18 protein-coding genes are annotated in these 17,992 nt (G+C 59.0%); 14 read left to right on the forward strand and 4 right to left on the reverse strand.

Annotated elements, in window-relative coordinates; all coding sequences use genetic code 11:
- Window positions 1-183 precede the first annotated feature (183 nt).
- Window positions 184-1,356 carry a pyridoxal phosphate-dependent aminotransferase gene (locus EJD88_RS10275; protein ID WP_158877894.1) on the forward strand — a complete coding sequence of 391 codons (1,173 nt, stop codon included), beginning with the start codon at window positions 184-186 and terminating at the stop codon, window positions 1,354-1,356.
- On the forward strand, window positions 1,356-2,066 hold the full coding sequence (sfsA, locus tag EJD88_RS10280; protein WP_099584812.1) for a DNA/RNA nuclease SfsA: 711 nt from the start codon (window positions 1,356-1,358) through the stop codon (window positions 2,064-2,066). Before EJD88_RS10275 ends, sfsA begins: the two co-directional genes overlap by 1 nt.
- Here sfsA and EJD88_RS10285 read toward each other — a convergent pair.
- Window positions 2,063-2,380: a Rieske 2Fe-2S domain-containing protein gene (locus tag EJD88_RS10285; RefSeq protein WP_099584813.1), complete on the reverse strand. Its 318-nt coding sequence runs from the start codon at window positions 2,378-2,380 to the stop codon at window positions 2,063-2,065. The genes sfsA and EJD88_RS10285 overlap by 4 nt on opposite strands.
- Window positions 2,381-2,536: 156 nt before the next feature.
- Here EJD88_RS10285 and EJD88_RS10290 point away from each other — a divergent pair, with 156 nt between their 5' ends.
- From EJD88_RS10290 to EJD88_RS10300, 3 genes are read left to right on the forward strand one after another with little or no spacing between them, the layout of a single operon-like run.
- Window positions 2,537-3,415, forward strand: coding sequence for a hemin ABC transporter substrate-binding protein (locus EJD88_RS10290; RefSeq protein WP_158877895.1), 879 nt, complete (start codon window positions 2,537-2,539; stop codon window positions 3,413-3,415).
- A complete protein-coding gene (locus EJD88_RS10295; RefSeq protein WP_099584815.1) occupies window positions 3,412-4,449 on the forward strand; it encodes an iron ABC transporter permease in 1,038 nt (345 codons plus the stop codon). The genes EJD88_RS10290 and EJD88_RS10295 overlap by 4 nt, the downstream gene beginning before the upstream one ends.
- The gene (locus tag EJD88_RS10300; protein ID WP_099584816.1) at window positions 4,449-5,216 is read left to right on the forward strand and encodes a heme ABC transporter ATP-binding protein; all 768 of its coding nucleotides are present in this window, start codon (window positions 4,449-4,451) and stop codon (window positions 5,214-5,216) included. Before EJD88_RS10295 ends, EJD88_RS10300 begins: the two co-directional genes overlap by 1 nt.
- Before the next feature lie 244 nt (window positions 5,217-5,460).
- Here EJD88_RS10300 and EJD88_RS10305 read toward each other — a convergent pair whose 3' ends face one another.
- From EJD88_RS10305 to EJD88_RS10315, 3 genes are all read right to left on the reverse strand, one after another.
- A complete protein-coding gene (locus EJD88_RS10305; RefSeq protein WP_032884753.1) occupies window positions 5,461-5,733 on the reverse strand; it encodes a TfoX/Sxy family protein in 273 nt (90 codons plus the stop codon).
- 203 nt (window positions 5,734-5,936) lie between these two features.
- A complete protein-coding gene (locus EJD88_RS10310; protein WP_099584817.1) occupies window positions 5,937-6,281 on the reverse strand; it encodes a pentapeptide repeat-containing protein in 345 nt (114 codons plus the stop codon).
- Between the two features lie 93 nt (window positions 6,282-6,374).
- Window positions 6,375-7,931, reverse strand: a complete 1,557-nt coding sequence (locus tag EJD88_RS10315) for a bifunctional aminoglycoside phosphotransferase/ATP-binding protein (protein WP_158877896.1) — start codon at window positions 7,929-7,931, stop codon at window positions 6,375-6,377.
- A gap of 118 nt (window positions 7,932-8,049) precedes the next feature.
- Between EJD88_RS10315 and mrcB the strand changes: the two genes are divergently transcribed.
- From mrcB to msrQ, 9 genes are all read left to right on the forward strand, one after another.
- Window positions 8,050-10,374 (forward strand): penicillin-binding protein 1B, encoded by a 2,325-nt coding sequence (gene mrcB / locus EJD88_RS10320; RefSeq protein WP_099584819.1) that lies wholly within the window; start codon window positions 8,050-8,052, stop codon window positions 10,372-10,374.
- 16 nt (window positions 10,375-10,390) lie between these two features.
- Window positions 10,391-11,125 (forward strand): tetratricopeptide repeat protein, encoded by a 735-nt coding sequence (locus tag EJD88_RS10325; RefSeq protein WP_099584820.1) that lies wholly within the window; start codon window positions 10,391-10,393, stop codon window positions 11,123-11,125.
- Window positions 11,125-11,454: a YqcC family protein gene (locus tag EJD88_RS10330; protein ID WP_099584821.1), complete on the forward strand. Its 330-nt coding sequence runs from the start codon at window positions 11,125-11,127 to the stop codon at window positions 11,452-11,454. Before EJD88_RS10325 ends, EJD88_RS10330 begins: the two co-directional genes overlap by 1 nt.
- A gap of 431 nt (window positions 11,455-11,885) precedes the next feature.
- On the forward strand, window positions 11,886-13,610 hold the full coding sequence (locus EJD88_RS10335; protein ID WP_158877897.1) for an acetolactate synthase 3 large subunit: 1,725 nt from the start codon (window positions 11,886-11,888) through the stop codon (window positions 13,608-13,610).
- Between the two features lie 2 nt (window positions 13,611-13,612).
- Window positions 13,613-14,104 (forward strand): acetolactate synthase small subunit, encoded by a 492-nt coding sequence (ilvN, locus tag EJD88_RS10340; protein ID WP_003176102.1) that lies wholly within the window; start codon window positions 13,613-13,615, stop codon window positions 14,102-14,104.
- Between the two features lie 47 nt (window positions 14,105-14,151).
- Complete coding sequence (gene ilvC / locus EJD88_RS10345; RefSeq protein ID WP_099584822.1) at window positions 14,152-15,168, forward strand: ketol-acid reductoisomerase; 1,017 nt, start codon at window positions 14,152-14,154, stop codon at window positions 15,166-15,168.
- Window positions 15,169-15,312: 144 nt separating this feature from the next.
- Entirely contained in the window at window positions 15,313-16,170 is an 858-nt protein-coding gene (pssA, locus tag EJD88_RS10350) for a CDP-diacylglycerol--serine O-phosphatidyltransferase (RefSeq protein ID WP_099584823.1), read from the forward strand.
- Between the two features lie 63 nt (window positions 16,171-16,233).
- Window positions 16,234-17,247 (forward strand): protein-methionine-sulfoxide reductase catalytic subunit MsrP, encoded by a 1,014-nt coding sequence (gene msrP / locus EJD88_RS10355; RefSeq protein ID WP_099584824.1) that lies wholly within the window; start codon window positions 16,234-16,236, stop codon window positions 17,245-17,247.
- Window positions 17,247-17,867, forward strand: a complete 621-nt coding sequence (gene msrQ / locus EJD88_RS10360) for a protein-methionine-sulfoxide reductase heme-binding subunit MsrQ (RefSeq protein WP_099584825.1) — start codon at window positions 17,247-17,249, stop codon at window positions 17,865-17,867. The genes msrP and msrQ overlap by 1 nt, the downstream gene beginning before the upstream one ends.
- Window positions 17,868-17,992 lie beyond the last annotated feature (125 nt).

Here is a 17,992-nt window from a genome sequence, read left to right on the forward strand (position 1 = left end):
CGCGTCGGGGTTGCAAACTGTAGCGGCCCGTCGTGACTGGGTATGTTTTGGCTCGAATGTTGATTTTAGTCGTTTTGTGCGCGCTTGCCGTGGCCGCTTGGGTGGCCAGGCAGGCAATAGAACATGTTTTACCGCGCGGGTTCGGTAGAATCCTGATTTTGTCCTCACCGTTAAGGAAGGCTAATGGCCCAGCCCTACAGTGCGCGCAGTCGCGCCATCGAACCTTTTCATGTCATGGCGTTGCTGGCGCGGGCCAATGAGCTGCAGGCCGCCGGCCACGATGTCATCCATCTGGAGATTGGCGAGCCGGATTTCACCACGGCGGAACCGATCATCCAGGCCGGTCAGGCGGCGCTCGCCAATGGCAAGACGCGCTACACCGCAGCCCGTGGCCTGCCGCAATTGCGTGAAGCCATCAGCGGTTTCTACCAGCAGCGGTACGGCTTGAGTGTAGATCCCGAGCGTATTCTGATCACTCCCGGAGGCTCCGGCGCGTTGTTGCTGGCCAGCAGCCTGCTGGTGGATCCGGGCAAGCATTGGTTGTTGGCAGATCCGGGCTATCCGTGTAACCGGCATTTCCTGCGACTGGTTGAGGGCGCCGCGCAACTAGTGCCGGTAGGGCCTGAAGTGCGCTATCAACTGACCGCCGACCTGGTGGCCAAGCACTGGGATCAGGACAGCGTAGGTGCATTGGTTGCCTCCCCGGCGAATCCCACCGGCACGATCCTCACTCGCGAAGAGTTGGCCGGGCTTTCCGGCGCAATCAAGGCGCGCGACGGCCATCTGGTAGTCGATGAGATCTATCACGGCCTTACCTACGGCACCGACGCGGCCAGCGTGCTGGAGGTCGACGACGACGCCTTCGTGCTGAATAGTTTTTCGAAGTATTTCGGCATGACCGGCTGGCGCCTGGGTTGGCTGGTGGCCCCGCCCGCTGCGGTGAGTGAGTTGGAGAAGTTGGCGCAAAACCTTTATATCAGCGCGCCAAGCATGGCCCAGTATGCGGCGCTGGAGTGCTTTACCCCGCAAACCTTGAGCATCCTCGAAGAGCGCCGCGCCGAATTCGGCCGTCGCCGCGACTTCTTGCTGCCCGCCCTGCGCGAGTTGGGTTTTGGCATCGCCGTCGAGCCGGAGGGGGCGTTCTATTTGTACGCCAATATCAGTGCGTTCGGCGGGGATGCCTTCGCGTTTTGCCGGCATTTCCTCGAAACCGAGCATGTCGCATTCACACCGGGTCTGGATTTTGGTCGTTATCAAGCCGGCCATCATGTGCGCTTTGCCTACACGCAAAATCTTGATCGACTACAGGAGGCGGTGGAGCGCATCGCCCGTGGCTTGCGGAGCTGGCAAGGCTGATGCGTTTTCATCCTCCCCTCGAAGAAGGCCGACTGATTCGCCGCTACAAGCGTTTTCTCACCGATATCGAGACCGTTACCGGCGAGTTGTTGACCATTCACTGCCCGAACACCGGTTCGATGCTCAATTGCATGGTTGAAGGTGGCCAGGTCTGGTTCAGCCGTTCCACCGACCCCAAGCGTAAGCTGCCCGGCACTTGGGAAATCGCCGAAACGCCCCAGGGCCGTCTGGCGTGCGTTAACACGGCGCGCGCCAATCAGTTGGTCGAGGAGGCGTTACGCGCTGGCGTGATCACGGAGCTCAATGGCTTTACCGCACTCAAGCGCGAAGTGCCTTACGGGCAGGAGAAAAGCCGTATCGACTTTCGCCTGGAGTACCCCGATGGCGCCGCCTACGTCGAAGTCAAAAGTGTCACCCTGGGTTTCGATGACACCCGTGTTGCTGCTTTCCCTGACGCGGTGACCCAGCGTGGCGCCAAGCATCTGCGGGAGTTGGCCTACCTGGCGCGTGAAGGTGTGCGAGCGGTGCAGTTGTACTGCGTTAACCTCTCGGGAATTGACGCCGTGCGCCCAGCCCTGGAAATCGATGCCGCCTATGGTGCCGCCTTGCGCGAAGCTAAAGCGGCCGGAGTGGAAGTATTGGCATATGGCGTGCGCGTGACGGCCGAGGAGGTATGCGTGGATCGCCGGTTGGACGTGCTGCTCGACTAGAGGTCCACCCACAGGCCCTGTTCGTCTTCGCGACCGCGCAGGGCTTCGAGGCTTTTACCGGCGCAGGGGCCGGCAATGCACTCACCGCTCTCGATCAGGAACAGGGCGCCGTGGGTGGCGCATTGGATCAGGCTGGCACTGTCATCGAGGAACTGGTCGGGCCGCCATTCGAGCGGGATGCCGCGATGGGGGCAGCGGTTGATATAGAAGTAGGCAATGCCGTCCCGGCGTACGGCCAACAATTTGCAACCATCGATTTCAAAACCGAGGCTGCTGTCTGGCGCGAGGGTCTTGGAGGGGCAGAGAAACTTCATTTCAATCCTTAAGTGCCTTGACGTTCAAATGCAAACAATTATCAAATGCCGGCTTCGCCCATTAGCTGACTGGGTGCTCAGTTCGATGCCCGGCAGGGATTACCTGTCACATCAACGAGTGCTCGAAAGGCCCCGCCCTCGGAAGGAAACCCTGTTATGCGCCTGAGTACCAGCGCTATTGCGCTTGTTGTCGGACTGCTGGTCAACCCTGGGGCGCACGCCTCGGAACAGCCACAACGCTGGGTGAGTGCCGGTGGGGCGCTGTCGGAATGGGTGACGGCTCTGGGCGGTGAACCGAAGTTGGTTGGCGTGGATACCACCAGCCAGCATCCTGAGTCGCTCAAGTCGTTACCCAGTATTGGCTATCAGCGGCAATTGTCGGCCGAGGGCATTCTCAGCCTGCGCCCTCAAGTGCTGGTGGGCACAGAAGAGATGGGGCCGCCGCCGGTACTTGCGCAGATTCGCAGCGCGGGCGTTCAGGTTGAAATGTTTTCGGCGCAGCCGGATCTGGCGACTTTGAAAGGCAACCTTCAGCACCTGGGAAAATTGCTGGGCGAAGAGGCCAAGGCCAACGAATTATTTACCGGATATGAGCAGGCGCTTGATCAGCAGAAAAGCTCGCTCGCCAAGGCCCAGGCCTCGCAAAAGGCCCCTGGCGTTTTGCTGTTGGTTGGTCACGCCGGCGGCAAGCCGCTGATTGCCGGCAAGGGCACGGCGGGGGATTGGATGGTGCAGCAGGCGGGCGGCCACAACCTGGCCACCCATACGGGTTACAAACCGTTTTCGGTGGAGTCGCTGGCAGGGCTGAGCCCGGATGTACTGGTGTTCGCTGATCGTGCCCTCACGGGGGATGCAGCCCGTGCGGCCCTCTTCAAAGAAAATCCGATCCTCGCTTCGACGCCGGCGGCCAAGAGCGGGCGGGTGTTTGAGCTGGACCCAACACTGCTGGTGGGCGGGCTCGGGCCGCGTCTGCCGCAAAGCCTGGCGAAGTTGTCCGCCGGGTTTTATCCGTCCCAGGCTAAACCGGCCCCATGACCGCACTGGTCAAGCCCAAAACCCTGTTTATCGGGCTGACGCTGTTGTGCGTATTGGCGATCTGGCTCTCTTTGGCGCTGGGGCCGGTGAGTCTGCCATTGCTGGATACGCTCAAGGCCGCCTTGCGTTTGGTGGGCGTGCCGATTGAGGCGCAGGGGCTGGAGCAGGCCGAGCTTATCCTGGGGCAGATTCGGTTGCCGCGTACCTTGCTGGGCTTGGCGGTGGGTGGCGTGTTGGCATTGTCGGGCGTGGCCATGCAAGGGTTGTTTCGCAACCCGCTGGCCGATCCTGGGTTGGTGGGGGTGTCCAGTGGTGCGGCGCTCGGAGCGGCCGTCGCCATCGTCGGAGGTTCGTTTTTTGGTGGCTTGCCGGATGCGTTCGGGCCGTACCTGCTGTCGCTGTGTGCATTCCTTGGTGGGTTGGGAGTGACTGCGCTGGTCTATAGACTGGGGCGGCGCAACGGCCAGACGAATGTGGCGACGATGCTGCTCGCCGGCATTGCTCTCACTGCGCTGGCTGGCTCGGCTGTTGGCCTGTTCACTTATTTGGCGGACGACGCAACGTTGCGCACGCTGGCGTTCTGGAACCTGGGCAGCCTCAACGGTGCGAGCTATTCGCGGCTGTGGCCGTTGTTGCTGGTGAGTGCGGGGGTGGCGCTGTGGTTGCCGCGCCGGGCCAAGGCGTTGAATGCGCTGCTGCTGGGTGAGTCTGAGGCCAGCCACTTGGGTATCGATGTTGAAGCGCTCAAACGCGAGTTGGTGTTCTGTACCGCATTGGGTGTCGGTGCTGCGGTGGCTGCAGCGGGCATGATTGGTTTTGTGGGGCTGGTGGTGCCGCATCTGGTCAGATTGCTGGCAGGGCCTGATCACCGCGTGTTACTGCCGGCTTCAATCTTGGCGGGCGCGAGTCTGCTGCTGTTTGCCGACTTGGTTGCACGGCTGGCCTTGGCGCCAGCAGAGTTGCCGATTGGCATAGTGACTGCGTTCATTGGTGCGCCATTTTTTCTTTACCTGTTGCTGCGGGGGCGTGCCTGATGCTGCGTGTTGAAGACCTGCAGGTCCGCCGCGGTCGCAAAACCGTGCTGGCGGATGTCACTCTGGACCTGCTGCCAGGCGAAGTGCTCGGCGTGCTGGGTCCCAATGGCGCCGGCAAGAGTACTTTGCTGGGGGCATTGTGCGGTGAGTTACACCCCGATCAAGGCAGGGTATGGCTGGGCCAGCAGGCGTTGAAAGACTGGACCGGGTCGCAGCGCGCCCAGCGTCTGGCGGTGTTGCCACAGAGCTCGACCCTGGATTTCGCCTTTCGCGTCGAAGAGGTCGTCGGCATGGGCCGTCTGCCCCACCAGACTGGACGTGTGCGCGATGACGAAATCATCAGCGCAGCCTTGCAGGCCGCGGACGTCGCACACTTGAGTGGCCGCAGTTACCTGGCATTGTCCGGTGGCGAGCGCCAGCGCGTGCACCTGGCCCGGGTGCTGGCGCAGCTATGGCCGGGTGAAGCGGGGCAGACGTTGCTGCTGGATGAGCCGACGTCGATGCTTGATCCCCTGCATCAGCACACGACATTGCAGGCCATCCGTACCTTTGCCGATCGGGGCGCGGCCGTGTTGGTGATCCTCCACGACCTGAACTTGGCGGCGCGTTACTGTGATCGTATTCTGCTGCTGGAGGAGGGGCGCCCCCACGCTTTGGACACGCCGGTGAAGGTGCTGCGGCCTGAGCCGCTCAAGGCTGTATTTGGTCTGGATGTGTTGGTACAGCCACACCCGGAGCGTGGGCATCCGCTGATCATTGCGCGCTGAAGTCTGCTTTCTTGCACGCAAAAAAAGACCCGGCAAGAGCCGGGTCAAATAACCGTGATTAGCCTGATGAGGAGATAATCTGAGAGTCCGAACCAATGGTCTTTCAGTTATCGGCTGATCTCGCGACCAGTTGTGATAATCATAACGATTCTCATTTGAGAGTCAATACTAGTTTTGGGTCGATCTTCCGTTTTTCTCAAACGGTCGTTCGAAACCTCCGTAAACATTGGGTCTTCTGGTCGATCTAATTCTTTTGCCGCGTTGAAATGGCATCCAGTTGGCGGTTCAACGCTTCCTTGCGCTCAACGGGAATATCGTTCCAGTGCACGTCCATCAGCGCCCCCTCGATCGCATACAGCAAAACCTTCGATGCGCGGAACCCACGAGTTCTTACTGCGCGATACGCATCGACTGCGCCCAGGCGCCGCAAGTCGGACGCGCTGTGGATGCCCACCGCATGCAGCCACTGCGCTGACGTCTTGCCAAGGTTTTTCAGGTGTTGCAGCTCATCGTTCATCAAGCCTCCTTGCGACGGCCGAAGGGTGCGGTGGGTATTCGTGACCAGGCAAGCCTGAACAGGAGTGTAGCGTTCAGTAGGAAAAGCGTGGTTCTTTGGTCCGAAACGGCCCAAACGCTTATAAGAATGGCGCGGGGATTTTGACAGCGGGCAGGCATGAGCAGCCCGCTACGCGTTGCGCGTAGCTGGGCTTGGGGCGCGTGTTACTTAGTGCGGTAGCGCAGGCGCGTGCCGAAATTGACCGACATGAGGATCTCGTCAGCGGTCAATTCAGGTGGGAAGTAGGTGCCCGAAATCTGCGCATGGGCCAGGCTGGCGCCTTCCAGCGAGCAGTCGCGTAAATCCAGGCCGCGCAAGTCGGCGGAGCGGAAGTATGCGTCGGTAAAGTCGACGCCAGTGGCGTTCAATTCACGCAAGTCCAGCCCACGGAAGTCACCACCGCGCATGTCGATAGCGCCGTCTTTCGGACGCTCCTGGTTGAAGCCGCGAATATCGTCTTTATGCAGGAGCGAGTAGAGCGGGGTATCAAGAAGCTTGGGCTGAGTCATGACGGCGAACTCCTGTTGAATTTATGACGCCATTATAGTGCCACTATTGCTCGGTCGTGCGCCCAAGTAGGCGACACGACCAAGAAATTTTTCTTACAGGCCTGGCAAGCGCTGGCGAATCTGTGCAACTACCGCGTCGAGGGTCCCGCTTTGATTGGTCTCCACGCGTTTGCTCAGCAACAGCTCTTCAGCTGTAAGTGGGTCACGGTTTGCCTGCTGGGCTTCGATAACGGCCAGGGTCGCGTCGGATGGATCGTTTTTGTCTGTCTGACGTTGCGCCAGCCAGCTGCTGATAACGGCCTGGGGTGCGTTGCAATCCAGAATCAGGAAGGGCGCACCGGTAGCTTCGGCAACCTTGGCGGCGGTTTCACGTTGTTCGCGTTTCAGGAAGGTGGCATCCAGCACCACCGGGAAGCCGGCGCGCAGCACGGTATCGGCGATGTCGTTCAAGCGAGCGTAGGTTTTGGCACTGGCATCGGACGCATAAATGCCGGCCTGTGGCGTGTTCTCCACGTGCTGCTCGCCGAACAGGCGCTTGCGCTCCACATCCGAGCGCACGCGTACGGCACCGAGCGCCTCTACCAGACGCATGGATACGTGGCTTTTGCCCACAGCCGAGACACCGTGGGTAATCGCCAGAAAACGTGACGGAATGGTGCTGTAGCTTTCTGCCAGGTTGGCGTAGTTGCGGTACTGGCGCAGTGTTGTGGCACGTTGTACCGGGCTTGCTTCGCTCGGCATGCTGAATAACGACACCTTGGCACGCACCAGGGCGCGGTAGGCTTTATAGAAGTTCAGCACTTCAAGGCCCTGATAGTCGCCGGTCAGCTCCAGGTACTGGCTGATGAAACGGCGGGCCAGGGACTTGAGGCCTCGGTCTTCCAGGTCCATGGCCAGGAAGCCGGTGTCGGCGTACACGTCGGTGAAGCGAAACGGCTCGTTGAACTCGATGCAGTCGAAAATCACCACCTGACCATCAATCAAGGTGGCATTACCGAGGTGGATGTCACCGTGGCACTCGCGGGTGAAGCCATCGAGCTTGCGCTGTGCCAGCAGCGGCTTGAGGCGGTCGAAACTGCTTTCGGCCCAGGCTTGCAGGGCTTCCAGTTGAATCAGGTCGGCCTTGTCGCTCAAAAACGGACGGATCTGGTCGAAGTTCTGCCGTACCGGTGCCATCACTTCGTCGGGAGTGCCGGCTGGGTGGGTTTGTGGCACTTTCGGCGCGGTGAGATGGAAGTGTGCGATCTGCTTGGCCATTTCATCGATGTGCGCGGCAGTCAATTCGCCATTGGCCTGCAGGGTGCTGAGCAGTTGGCTTTGCGGGAACTGGCGCATCTTCAGTGCATATTCGATCACCGGGCCGTCGCCGCCCAATTGGGGGGCTTCGGCGGTGCCGGTAATCGGCAGCACATCCAGATACAAATCGTCCGTCAGGCGCTGGTTCAGGCGCAGCTCTTCATTGCAGAAGTGCCCGCGCTTTTCCAGGTCGGTGAAGTCCAGAAAGCCGAAGTTCATCGGTTTCTTCAATTTGTAAGCGAAAGGGCCGGTCAATACGACCCACGAAATATGGGTCTCGATGACTTGGAACGCTTCGACCGGATGAGGGTACAAAGCCGGGTTTTGCAGGGCGGCGATCAGTGACTGGCTCACGGGCGATCCTTCAGAGTCTGGGGGAAATCATGGCGCGCATTATGGCTGCTACGGACGGTCGTGCAAACCGCTGTCCGGCTCATGTTGATCATCAATAAAGTGCGTATAATCCGCCGCCATGACTCGATCCCGATCTCCCCGTTCCCGTAAAAAACCTCCTTCCCGCGGCCTGCGTCCGTGGCTTGGCTGGGCGCTCAAGCTCGGCCTTGTAGGCCTTGTGGTGCTCGCCGGCTTCGCGGTGTACCTCGACGCAGTGGTCCAGGAGAAGTTCTCCGGCAAGCGCTGGACCATCCCGGCCAAGGTGTATGCACGCCCGCTGGAACTGTTCAGCGGACAGAAGCTGAGCAAGGATGACTTCCTCACCGAACTTGACGCCCTCGGCTACCGCCGCGAACCCGTGAGCAATGGCCCGGGTGCGGCCGCCGTCAGCGGTAACACGGTCGACCTGAATACCCGTGGCTTCCAGTTCTATGAAGGCCTGGAAAAAGCCCAGCCGGTGCGCGTGCGCTTCTCCGGTGACTACGTGGCCGAGCTGTCCTCCCTCAACGGCTCGAAATTGCCGGTGGTCCGCCTTGAACCGTTGATGATCGGCGGGATTTACCCGAAGAACCTTGAAGATCGCATCCTGATCAAGCTTGATCAGGTGCCGCCTTACCTGCTGGAAACCCTGGTTGCGGTAGAGGATCGCGACTTTTATAGCCACTGGGGTGTGTCGCCGAAGTCGATTGCCCGTGCGGTTTGGGTAAATACGTCCGGCGGCAGGATGACCCAGGGCGGCAGTACGCTGACCCAGCAGTTGGTGAAGAACTTCTACCTCACCAACGAGCGCAGCCTGACCCGTAAGCTCACCGAAGCGATGATGGCGATGCTGCTTGAGCTGCACTACAGCAAGCAGGAAATCCTTGAGGCGTACCTCAACGAAGTCTTCGTCGGCCAGGACGGCCAGCGCGCGGTGCACGGCTTCGGTCTGGCCAGCCAGTTCTTCTTCGGTCAGCCGCTGTCCGAGTTGAAGCTGCATCAAGTGGCGTTGTTGGTGGGCATGGTCAAAGGGCCTTCCTACTACAACCCGCGTCGCAATCCGGAGCGTGCGCTGGAGCGCCGTAACCTGGTGCTGGATGTGCTTGAACAGCAAGGCGTGGCCACGGCTGAACAAGTAGCCGCAGCGAAGAAAATGCCACTGGGTGTGACAACCCGCGGCAAGTTGGCGGACAGTTCATTCCCCGGCTTTATCGATCTGGTTAAACGCCAACTGCGTGAAGACTACCGCGACGAAGACTTGACCGAAGAAGGCCTGCGAATCTTCACCAGTTTTGATCCGATTCTGCAGATGAAGGCCGAAGCGTCTGTCAGCGACACTTTCAAGCGTCTGACGGGGCGTAAAGGTTCCGATGAAGTAGAAGCCGCCATGGTGGTCACGAACCCGGAAACCGGTGAAGTTCAAGCCATGATCGGCAGTCGTCAGGCGAGTTTTGCCGGATTCAATCGCGCGCTGGATGCTGTGCGGCCGATCGGTTCGCTGGTCAAGCCTGCGGTCTACCTTACCGCGTTGGAAAAACCGAGCAAGTACACCCTGACCAGTTGGCTGTCGGACGATCCGCTATCCGTCAAAGGCGGCGACGGCCAGGTGTGGACACCACAGAACTTCGATCGCCGCTCTCACGGCACGGTGTTCCTGTATCAGGGCTTGGCGCATTCCTACAACATCTCCACCTCTCGGCTTGGCCTGGAAGTGGGCGTGCCGAATGTGCTCAAGACGCTGGCGCGACTGGGTATAACCCGCGAATTCCCCGCGTTCCCATCGATCCTGCTGGGTGCTGGTGCCATGACGCCGATGGAAGTCGCGACCATGTACCAGACCCTCGCCAACGGTGGCTTCAACACCCCGATGCGCGGGATCCGCAGTGTGCTGACGGCCGAGGGCGAGCCGCTCAAGCGCTACCCGTTCCAGATCCAGCAGCGTTTCGATGCGGGCTCGATCTACCTGATCCAGAACGCCATGCAGCGCGTGATGCGTGAAGGTACCGGTAGCTCGGTCTACAAGGTGCTGCCGTCCAATCTGACGCTGGCGGGCAAGACCGGTACCAGTAACGATTCGCGCGACAGTTGGTTTGCAGGTTTCGGTCAGGATGTACTGGCCGTGGTGTGGTTGGGTCGTGACGACAATGGCAAGACGCCGTTCACCGGTGCTACCGGTGCGTTGCAGGTCTGGACCAGTTTTATGCGCAAGGCCGATCCGTTGCCATTGAACATGCCGCAGCCGGATAACATCGTGCAGGCCTGGATTGATCCACATACCGGCCAGGGCTCCGATGCCAATTGTCCGGGCGCAGTCCAGATGCCGTATATTCGCGGCAGCGAACCACCACCCGGTGCTGCGTGCGGTGGCGGTGCCCCTGCGGACGCGGAATCGGTGATGGATTGGGTCAAGGGCTGGATGAATTAAGCAAAGAGGGTTTCAAGTGAACAAGTGGTTGATTCCAGCTATTACAACATTGGCTTTGCTCAGCGGTTGCTCCAGCGTGCAGCGCGGCTCCATCCCCGTGGTGGATTCGAGCACAGCCGTCTCCAATAACGACCGGATCTCGGCCAATGGCGGTTTCCGCCAGACCGTGACCAATCGTCCCGCGCAGGCCAAGCCTCAGGCCGTGCCGCAGGATTCGGGCGTGGTGGTGATGGTGCCGGGCGGCGGCGCGGCTACGTCGGCCCCGATCAGCGCTGAGCCATGGACGCCTGGTCCAAGCACCTCTGGGCCGATCGACTCCACGCCGATTCAGGCTGCGCCGATCAACCAGGGCACCTACAACATGCCGTCGACGCCAAGTGGCATTCCATCCTCCTCCAACTCGGGCGGCTTGTCGGCTGACGAACAGTTGGATGGCCCGGTGTTGGCCTTGCTGACGACGGCTCAGCAACAACAGGCCGGTGGCGACCTGAACGGTGCGTCATCGAGCCTTGAGCGTGCGCAACGCGTTGCACCGCGTGAACCACAAGTGCTGTATCGCCTGGCGCAGGTGCGAATGGCCCAGGGCGATGCGCCGCAAGCCGAGCAGTTCGCCCGCCGTGGCCTCACGATGGCCAGCGGTCGTCCTGATCTGCAAGCCAGCCTGTGGGCGTTGATCGGAGATGCGCGTGCCGCACAAGGTGATGCCGCGGGTGCCGCCCAGGCCCGTCAAAAAGCCAAGGTCAGCCTCTGATGGATGTACGGTTTCCTGCGATTGCCGAGCAGTTATTGCTGATCGAGCGCGAATTGCGCATTCAGGGCTGGTGGGATGAGGTCTCCCCCGGCGTCGAGGCGCTTAGCAGCGTTGAGCCGTTTTCGGTGGATACCCTGGACTTTCACCAGTGGCTGCAATGGATCTTCCTGGTGCGCATGAAGCAGATCCTCGAACAGGACCTGCCGTTGCCCAGCGCATCGGGGATCCTGGAAATGGCCGAGATGGTCTATGCCGATCGGCCGCGAGAAAGCGTTGGCTTGCGTAATGCGCTGAAAAAGTTCGATCAATTGATCGTCGACGCTCGTTAATTGCCTGACTGCCGGGTTTTCCGGCAGTCTTGCGCATATTTCTACCGCTTGACGACATTCAGGCGAGTTTTATCCCTCCTCAAAGCCCTTTCTTCTGCGTTCTCATGCGCTTAGTTGGAAAAAAGCGCAATTATTGCTTGACTTGAACGGCCTGAAACAGAAGAATCCAAAGTCCGCTGTATCGGGACTGCCAGAAGCAGGCCCGCTCAGCAGATCATGAGGCGCACATCCGCGCCGACCTGTTACACCCGCAACGCGTTACCTCGCGCTGGGTGGGAAAAGCCCGCAACACTTGGGACGATCCCAATACTTGCTCAGTCAGTGCTGACGTAGTCGGCGACCACCGTCGCTCATGCTCTGTTGAGAAGTAAACCTATTAAGACCCGTCGGTTTTCAACGGACGGTATTCTGGCGTTTTAGAGGTGAACAACGTGGAGCTTTTATCTGGCGGTGAGATGCTCGTCCGCTTTTTGCGTGACGAAGGCGTCGACTATATCTACGGGTACCCAGGTGGTGCTCTGCTGCATGTTTACGACGCACTGTTCAAGGAACCGGCTGTTACCCACATCCTGGTTCGCCACGAACAGGCCGCGACCCATATGGCTGACGGTTATGCCCGTGCCACCGGTAAAGCCGGCGTGGTACTGGTAACGTCCGGCCCAGGCGCAACGAATGCCATTACTGGCATTGCGACTGCCTATATGGACTCCATCCCGATGGTGATCATCTCTGGCCAGGTGCCTAGCACCATGGTCGGCACCGACGCGTTCCAGGAAACCGACATGATCGGTATCTCCCGGCCGATCGTGAAACACAGCTTCATGATCAAGCACGCCTCGGAAATTCCGGAAGTCATGAAAAAGGCCTTCTACCTCGCGCAGTCCGGTCGCCCAGGGCCTGTCGTGGTCGATATCCCGAAAGACATGACCAACCCGGCTGAAAAATTCGAATACGTCTTCCCGAAAAAAGCCAAGCTGCGCTCCTACAGCCCTGCCGTTCGTGGGCACTCGGGGCAAATCCGCAAGGCGGCAGAAATGCTCCTGGCGGCCAAGCGTCCAGTGCTGTACTCGGGTGGCGGCGTGATCCTGGGTGGCGGTTCCGCACCGTTGACCGAATTGGCCAAGCTGCTCAACCTGCCGGTCACCAATACCCTGATGGGCCTCGGCGCCTTCCCGGGTACGGACCGTCAGTTCGTCGGCATGCTCGGCATGCACGGCAGCTACACCGCCAACCTGGCCATGCACCATGCTGACGTGATTCTGGCTGTGGGTGCACGTTTTGATGACCGCGTGATCAACGGTGCGAGCAAGTTTTGCCCGAATGCCAAGATCATCCACATCGACATCGATCCGGCATCCATCTCCAAGACCATCAAGGCCGACGTGCCGATTGTGGGGCCTGTGGAAAGCGTATTGACCGAAATGGTCGCTGCGCTCAAGGACATCGGCGAGACGCCAAACAAAGACTCGGTTGCCAGTTGGTGGAAGCAGATCGATGAATGGCGTGGCGATCGCGGCCTGTTCCCTTATGACAAGGGCGACGGCAGCATCATCAAGCCACAAACCGTGATTGAAACCCTGTGCGAAGTGACCAAGGGCGATGCCTTTGTGACCTCCGACGTGGGCCAGCACCAGATGTTCGCGGCGCAGTACTACAAGTTCGACAAGCCTAACCGCTGGATCAACTCCGGTGGCCTGGGCACGATGGGCTTCGGCTTCCCGGCGGCCATGGGGGTGAAACTGAGCTTCCCGGACACCGACGTGGCGTGCGTCACCGGTGAAGGCAGCATTCAGATGAACATCCAGGAGCTGTCGACGTGCCTGCAGTACGGTCTTCCGGTGAAGATCGTCTGCTTGAACAACGGCGTACTGGGCATGGTTCGTCAGTGGCAGGACATGAGCTACGGTAGCCGTCACTCCCATTCCTACATGGAATCGTTGCCGGATTTCATCAAGTTGGTTGAAGCCTATGGCCATGTCGGCATTCGCATCACCGATCTGAAAGATCTCAAGCCGAAGATGGAAGAGGCGTTCGCCATGAAGGACCGTCTGGTGTTCATCGATATCAAGGTGGATACCAGCGAGCACGTCTACCCGATGCAGATCAAAGACGGCTCGATGCGCGACATGTGGCTGAACAAGACGGAGCGTACTTAATCATGCGGCACATTATCTCCCTGCTTCTGGAGAACGAACCCGGCGCTCTGTCTCGTGTTGTCGGCCTGTTTTCGCAACGCAACTACAACATCGAAAGCCTGACCGTGGCCCCGACCGAAGACCCGACACTGTCGCGCCTGACGTTGACTACCGTGGGCCACGATGAGGTGATCGAGCAGATCACCAAGAACCTCAACAAGCTGATCGAAGTGGTCAAGCTGGTCGACCTGTCGGAAAGTGCCCACATCGAGCGCGAGCTGATGCTGGTCAAGGTCAAGGCCACCGGTGCCCAACGTGCCGAGATCAAACGCACCACCGACATCTATCGCGGGCAGATCGTGGATGTAAGCGCCAGCGTTTATACCGTGCAACTGACCGGTACAAGCGACAAGCTGGACAGCTTCATCCAGTCGATCGGGACGGCCTCGATTCTGGAAACGGTACGCAGTGGTGTCACCGGGATTGCCCGTGGCGACAAAGTACTCAGCATCTAACCCAAATTAGTGAATGGCCTTACGGCCTGGATATATAGAGGAACCTCATGAAAGTTTATTACGAAAAAGATTGTGACCTGTCGATCATCCAGGGCAAGAAAGTCGCCATCATCGGCTACGGCTCCCAGGGGCACGCGCAAGCTTGCAACCTGAAAGACTCCGGCGTTGACGTGACTGTCGGCCTGCGTAAAGGCTCGGCCACTGTTGCCAAGGCAGAAGCCCACGGCCTGAAAGTGACTGATGTTGCTTCCGCTGTTGCTGCTGCCGACCTGGTCATGATCCTGACCCCGGACGAGTTCCAGTCCGCGCTGTACAAGAACGAAATCGAACCGAACATCAAGAAGGGCGCCACCCTGGCCTTCTCCCACGGTTTCGCGATTCACTACAACCAGGTTGTGCCACGCGCTGACCTGGACGTGATCATGATCGCGCCGAAAGCACCGGGCCACACCGTGCGTTCCGAGTTCGTCAAAGGCGGCGGTATCCCTGACCTGATCGCGATCTACCAGGACGCCTCGGGCAATGCCAAGAACGTTGCACTGTCCTACGCTGCTGGCGTGGGTGGCGGTCGCACCGGCATCATCGAAACCACCTTCAAGGACGAGACCGAAACCGACCTGTTCGGCGAACAAGCCGTTCTGTGCGGCGGTACCGTTGAGCTGGTGAAAGCCGGTTTCGAAACCCTGGTTGAAGCTGGCTATGCGCCGGAAATGGCCTACTTCGAATGCCTGCACGAACTGAAGCTGATCGTTGACCTCATGTACGAAGGCGGTATCGCCAACATGAACTACTCGATCTCCAACAACGCTGAGTACGGCGAGTACGTGACAGGCCCGGAAGTTATCAACGCCGAGTCCCGTCAGGCTATGCGCAACGCCCTGAAACGTATTCAGGACGGCGAATACGCCAAAATGTTCATCACCGAAGGCGCTACCGGCTACCCTTCGATGACCGCCAAGCGTCGTAACAACGCCGCTCACGGTATCGAAGTCATCGGCGAGCAACTGCGCTCCATGATGCCGTGGATCGGTGCCAACAAGATCGTCGACAAAGCCAAAAACTAAGTCGTACGCATCAAGAGAAAACGCGGCTTAGGCCGCGTTTTTTCGTTTGGGGGCGGGTTCTGGTATAAAGCTGCATCGTTTGCGGGCGAACACTCGCCGCAAGTATTGGTCGAATTTTTTTCACACCGTTGCAAGGTAAAGTCCATGAGCGAACGTCCCGACGAGCCTAACCAGGCTCCTGACGCCGAAAGCCTGCTACCGATCGATGAGCATGTCGAAGAGGGGCATGACGCGGAAGGCCGTAAGGTCCGGCACCGTGGCATCTATCTGCTGCCCAATCTGTTTACCACGGCGAACCTGTTTGCCGGTTTCTATTCCATCATCAATTCCATGAGCGCCCAGAGTGCGCTGGCGGCAGGTGATGCCGCGAATGCCAGCAAGTACTTCGGTTTTGCGGCGATCGCCATTTTCGTGGCCATGGTGCTCGACGGTCTGGATGGTCGTGTTGCACGTATGACCAACACCCAAAGTGCCTTCGGTGCCGAGTACGACTCGCTGTCGGACATGGTCGCGTTTGGGGTGGCTCCGGCATTGTTGGCATTTGCCTGGGCGCTGGGTGACATGGGCAAGGTTGGCTGGATGGTGGCCTTCATCTATGTTGCGGGCGCCGCGTTGCGTCTGGCGCGCTTCAATACCCAGGTAGGTACTGCCGACAAGCGCTACTTCATCGGGCTGGCCAGTCCGGCAGCAGCGGGTGTCGTGGCGGGTATCGTCTGGGCATTCAGTGACTACGGCATCCAGGGTTCGAAGATGTCGTTCCTGGTGGCGTTGATGGTGGCAGCGGCCGGTATGCTGATGGTCAGCAATATCAAGTACAACAGCTTCAAGGAGCTTGACCTCAAGGGGCGCGTACCTTTTGTGGCGATCCTGGCAGTGGTGCTGGTATTTGCCGTGGTCTTCAGCGATCCGCCGCGGATTCTGCTGTTGGCCTTCCTGGTCTACGCTGCTTCCGGGCCGGTTCAGTACTTGCTGCATATGCGTCGGGACAAAACATTGCCTTAATGTAATTTCCCCCATACTCCGCAGTCTATTGGTGCATCAGTCCTCCAATGCTGCGGAGTTGCCATGTTAATCAAATTGCCTAAAGCGTCCGATTGCCACGAGTCGGACGTCACCCCTGAATCTTTCTACCTCTCTCGCCGCAGCTTGCTCGGTGGTGCGCTTGCCGGTATCGCCGCCAGTAGCTTGCCACGCTGGGCCAGTGCGGATGAGGCTGCGCGTTATGCCGATGTTGAGCCGGGGAAGGCGCCGGGCTGGTTTGCTGACAAGCTGCCAGGCACGAAATGGCAGGCGGTGACGGTCGCAGGTGAAGCTATCACCCCGTTCAAGGACGCAACCCACTACAACAACTTTTATGAGTTTGGCACTGACAAGGGCGATCCTGCGAAGAATGCGGGTTCGCTCAAGACCGAACCCTGGAGTGTTGTGATTGATGGTGAGGTTGCCAAGCCGGGGCGTTATGCCCTGGAAGACTTCATGAAGCCCTATCAGTTGGAAGAGCGGATCTACCGGCTGCGCTGTGTCGAGGCGTGGTCGATGGTCATACCGTGGATGGGCTTTCCGATCTCTGCCTTGCTCAAGCAAGTTGAGCCGACCTCCAAGGCTAAGTACATTCGTTTTGAAACCCTCCAGGACCCCAAGAGTATGCCTGGTCAGCGTTCGAGTTTTGGCTTGATCGACTGGCCTTATGTAGAGGGGTTGCGCCTGGATGAGGCGATGAATCCTTTGGCGATTCTTGCCGTTGGCATGTATGGGCGCGAGTTGCCCAATCAGAATGGTGCACCGTTACGTCTGGTCGTGCCTTGGAAGTACGGTTTCAAGAGTGTGAAGTCCATCGTGCGGATCAGCCTTGTGAGTGAGCAGCCGAAAACCACTTGGCAGAGCATTGCCGCGGACGAGTATGGGTTTTATGCGAATGTGAACCCTACCGTGGATCATCCACGTTGGACCCAGGCACGGGAGCGTCGTCTGCCAAGTGGTCTATTCAGTCCGAATGTGCGTGAGACGCAGATGTTCAATGGCTACTCGGAAGAGGTTGCTTCTTTATATGCTGGCCTCGATCTGCGGAAGAACTACTGATGCGTTATCCCGTCTGGCGTATCGGCGTTTTTATAGCGGCGGCAGTGTGGCCGTTGATATGGCTATATGAAGCGTGGAGTTTTGCCTTGGGTCCAGATCCGGGAAAGGTGCTGGTTGATCGGCTGGGGTTGGGCACGTTGATCCTGCTGCTGATCACGCTGGGGATGACGCCGCTGCAAAAGTTGAGCGGCTGGGCGGGGTGGATAGCGGTGCGCCGGCAGCTTGGGTTGTGGTGCTTTGCTTATGTGGTGCTGCATCTGGCGGCCTATTGTGTATTTGTTCTGGGCCTTGATTGGTCGCAGCTTGGAGTTGAGCTACGTAAGCGGCCTTACATTATTGTGGGTACGTTGGGTTTCTTGTCATTGTTGATGTTGGCGGTGACGTCTAATCGCTATAGCCAGCGTCGACTGGGAAATCGTTGGAAGAAGCTGCATCGCTTGGTCTACGTGATTCTTGGGCTTGGGCTGCTGCATATGTTGTGGATCGTGCGGGCTGACCTGAAGGAGTGGGCAATCTATGCATCTATAGGTGCGCTGCTGCTGGCATTGCGTATACCTGCGGTAATGCGCCGAATCCCTAGGCTTATTACGAAAAAAGCACCTTCTGCAGAAAAAACGTAATTAACGCTTGACCGCAGATTCTGGAAGCCTATAATTCGCCCCACTTCCGGCGCAGTCGAAACGGAAAACTCCTTGGTAAACAATGAGTTACGCAGTTTTCGGCAGCAAGTTGCTTCAGTTCATCG

Source organism: Pseudomonas sp. PB105, assembly GCF_009764655.1.
GTDB classification, from domain to species: Bacteria; Pseudomonadota; Gammaproteobacteria; order Pseudomonadales; family Pseudomonadaceae; genus Aquipseudomonas; species Aquipseudomonas cyclaminis.

Coding starts and splice junctions, on each gene's coding strand:
- EJD88_RS10275 (WP_158877894.1), top strand. CDS start 184: ATGGCCCAGCCCTACAGTGCGCGCAGTCGCGCCATCGAACCTTTTCAT.
- sfsA (WP_099584812.1), top strand. CDS start 1,356: ATGCGTTTTCATCCTCCCCTCGAAGAAGGCCGACTGATTCGCCGCTAC.
- EJD88_RS10285 (WP_099584813.1), bottom strand. CDS start 2,380: ATGAAGTTTCTCTGCCCCTCCAAGACCCTCGCGCCAGACAGCAGCCTC.
- EJD88_RS10290 (WP_158877895.1), top strand. CDS start 2,537: ATGCGCCTGAGTACCAGCGCTATTGCGCTTGTTGTCGGACTGCTGGTC.
- EJD88_RS10295 (WP_099584815.1), top strand. CDS start 3,412: ATGACCGCACTGGTCAAGCCCAAAACCCTGTTTATCGGGCTGACGCTG.
- EJD88_RS10300 (WP_099584816.1), top strand. CDS start 4,449: ATGCTGCGTGTTGAAGACCTGCAGGTCCGCCGCGGTCGCAAAACCGTG.
- EJD88_RS10305 (WP_032884753.1), bottom strand. CDS start 5,733: ATGAACGATGAGCTGCAACACCTGAAAAACCTTGGCAAGACGTCAGCG.
- EJD88_RS10310 (WP_099584817.1), bottom strand. CDS start 6,281: ATGACTCAGCCCAAGCTTCTTGATACCCCGCTCTACTCGCTCCTGCAT.
- mrcB (WP_099584819.1), top strand. CDS start 8,050: ATGACTCGATCCCGATCTCCCCGTTCCCGTAAAAAACCTCCTTCCCGC.
- EJD88_RS10330 (WP_099584821.1), top strand. CDS start 11,125: ATGGATGTACGGTTTCCTGCGATTGCCGAGCAGTTATTGCTGATCGAG.
- ilvN (WP_003176102.1), top strand. CDS start 13,613: ATGCGGCACATTATCTCCCTGCTTCTGGAGAACGAACCCGGCGCTCTG.
- ilvC (WP_099584822.1), top strand. CDS start 14,152: ATGAAAGTTTATTACGAAAAAGATTGTGACCTGTCGATCATCCAGGGC.
- pssA (WP_099584823.1), top strand. CDS start 15,313: ATGAGCGAACGTCCCGACGAGCCTAACCAGGCTCCTGACGCCGAAAGC.
- msrP (WP_099584824.1), top strand. CDS start 16,234: ATGTTAATCAAATTGCCTAAAGCGTCCGATTGCCACGAGTCGGACGTC.
- msrQ (WP_099584825.1), top strand. CDS start 17,247: ATGCGTTATCCCGTCTGGCGTATCGGCGTTTTTATAGCGGCGGCAGTG.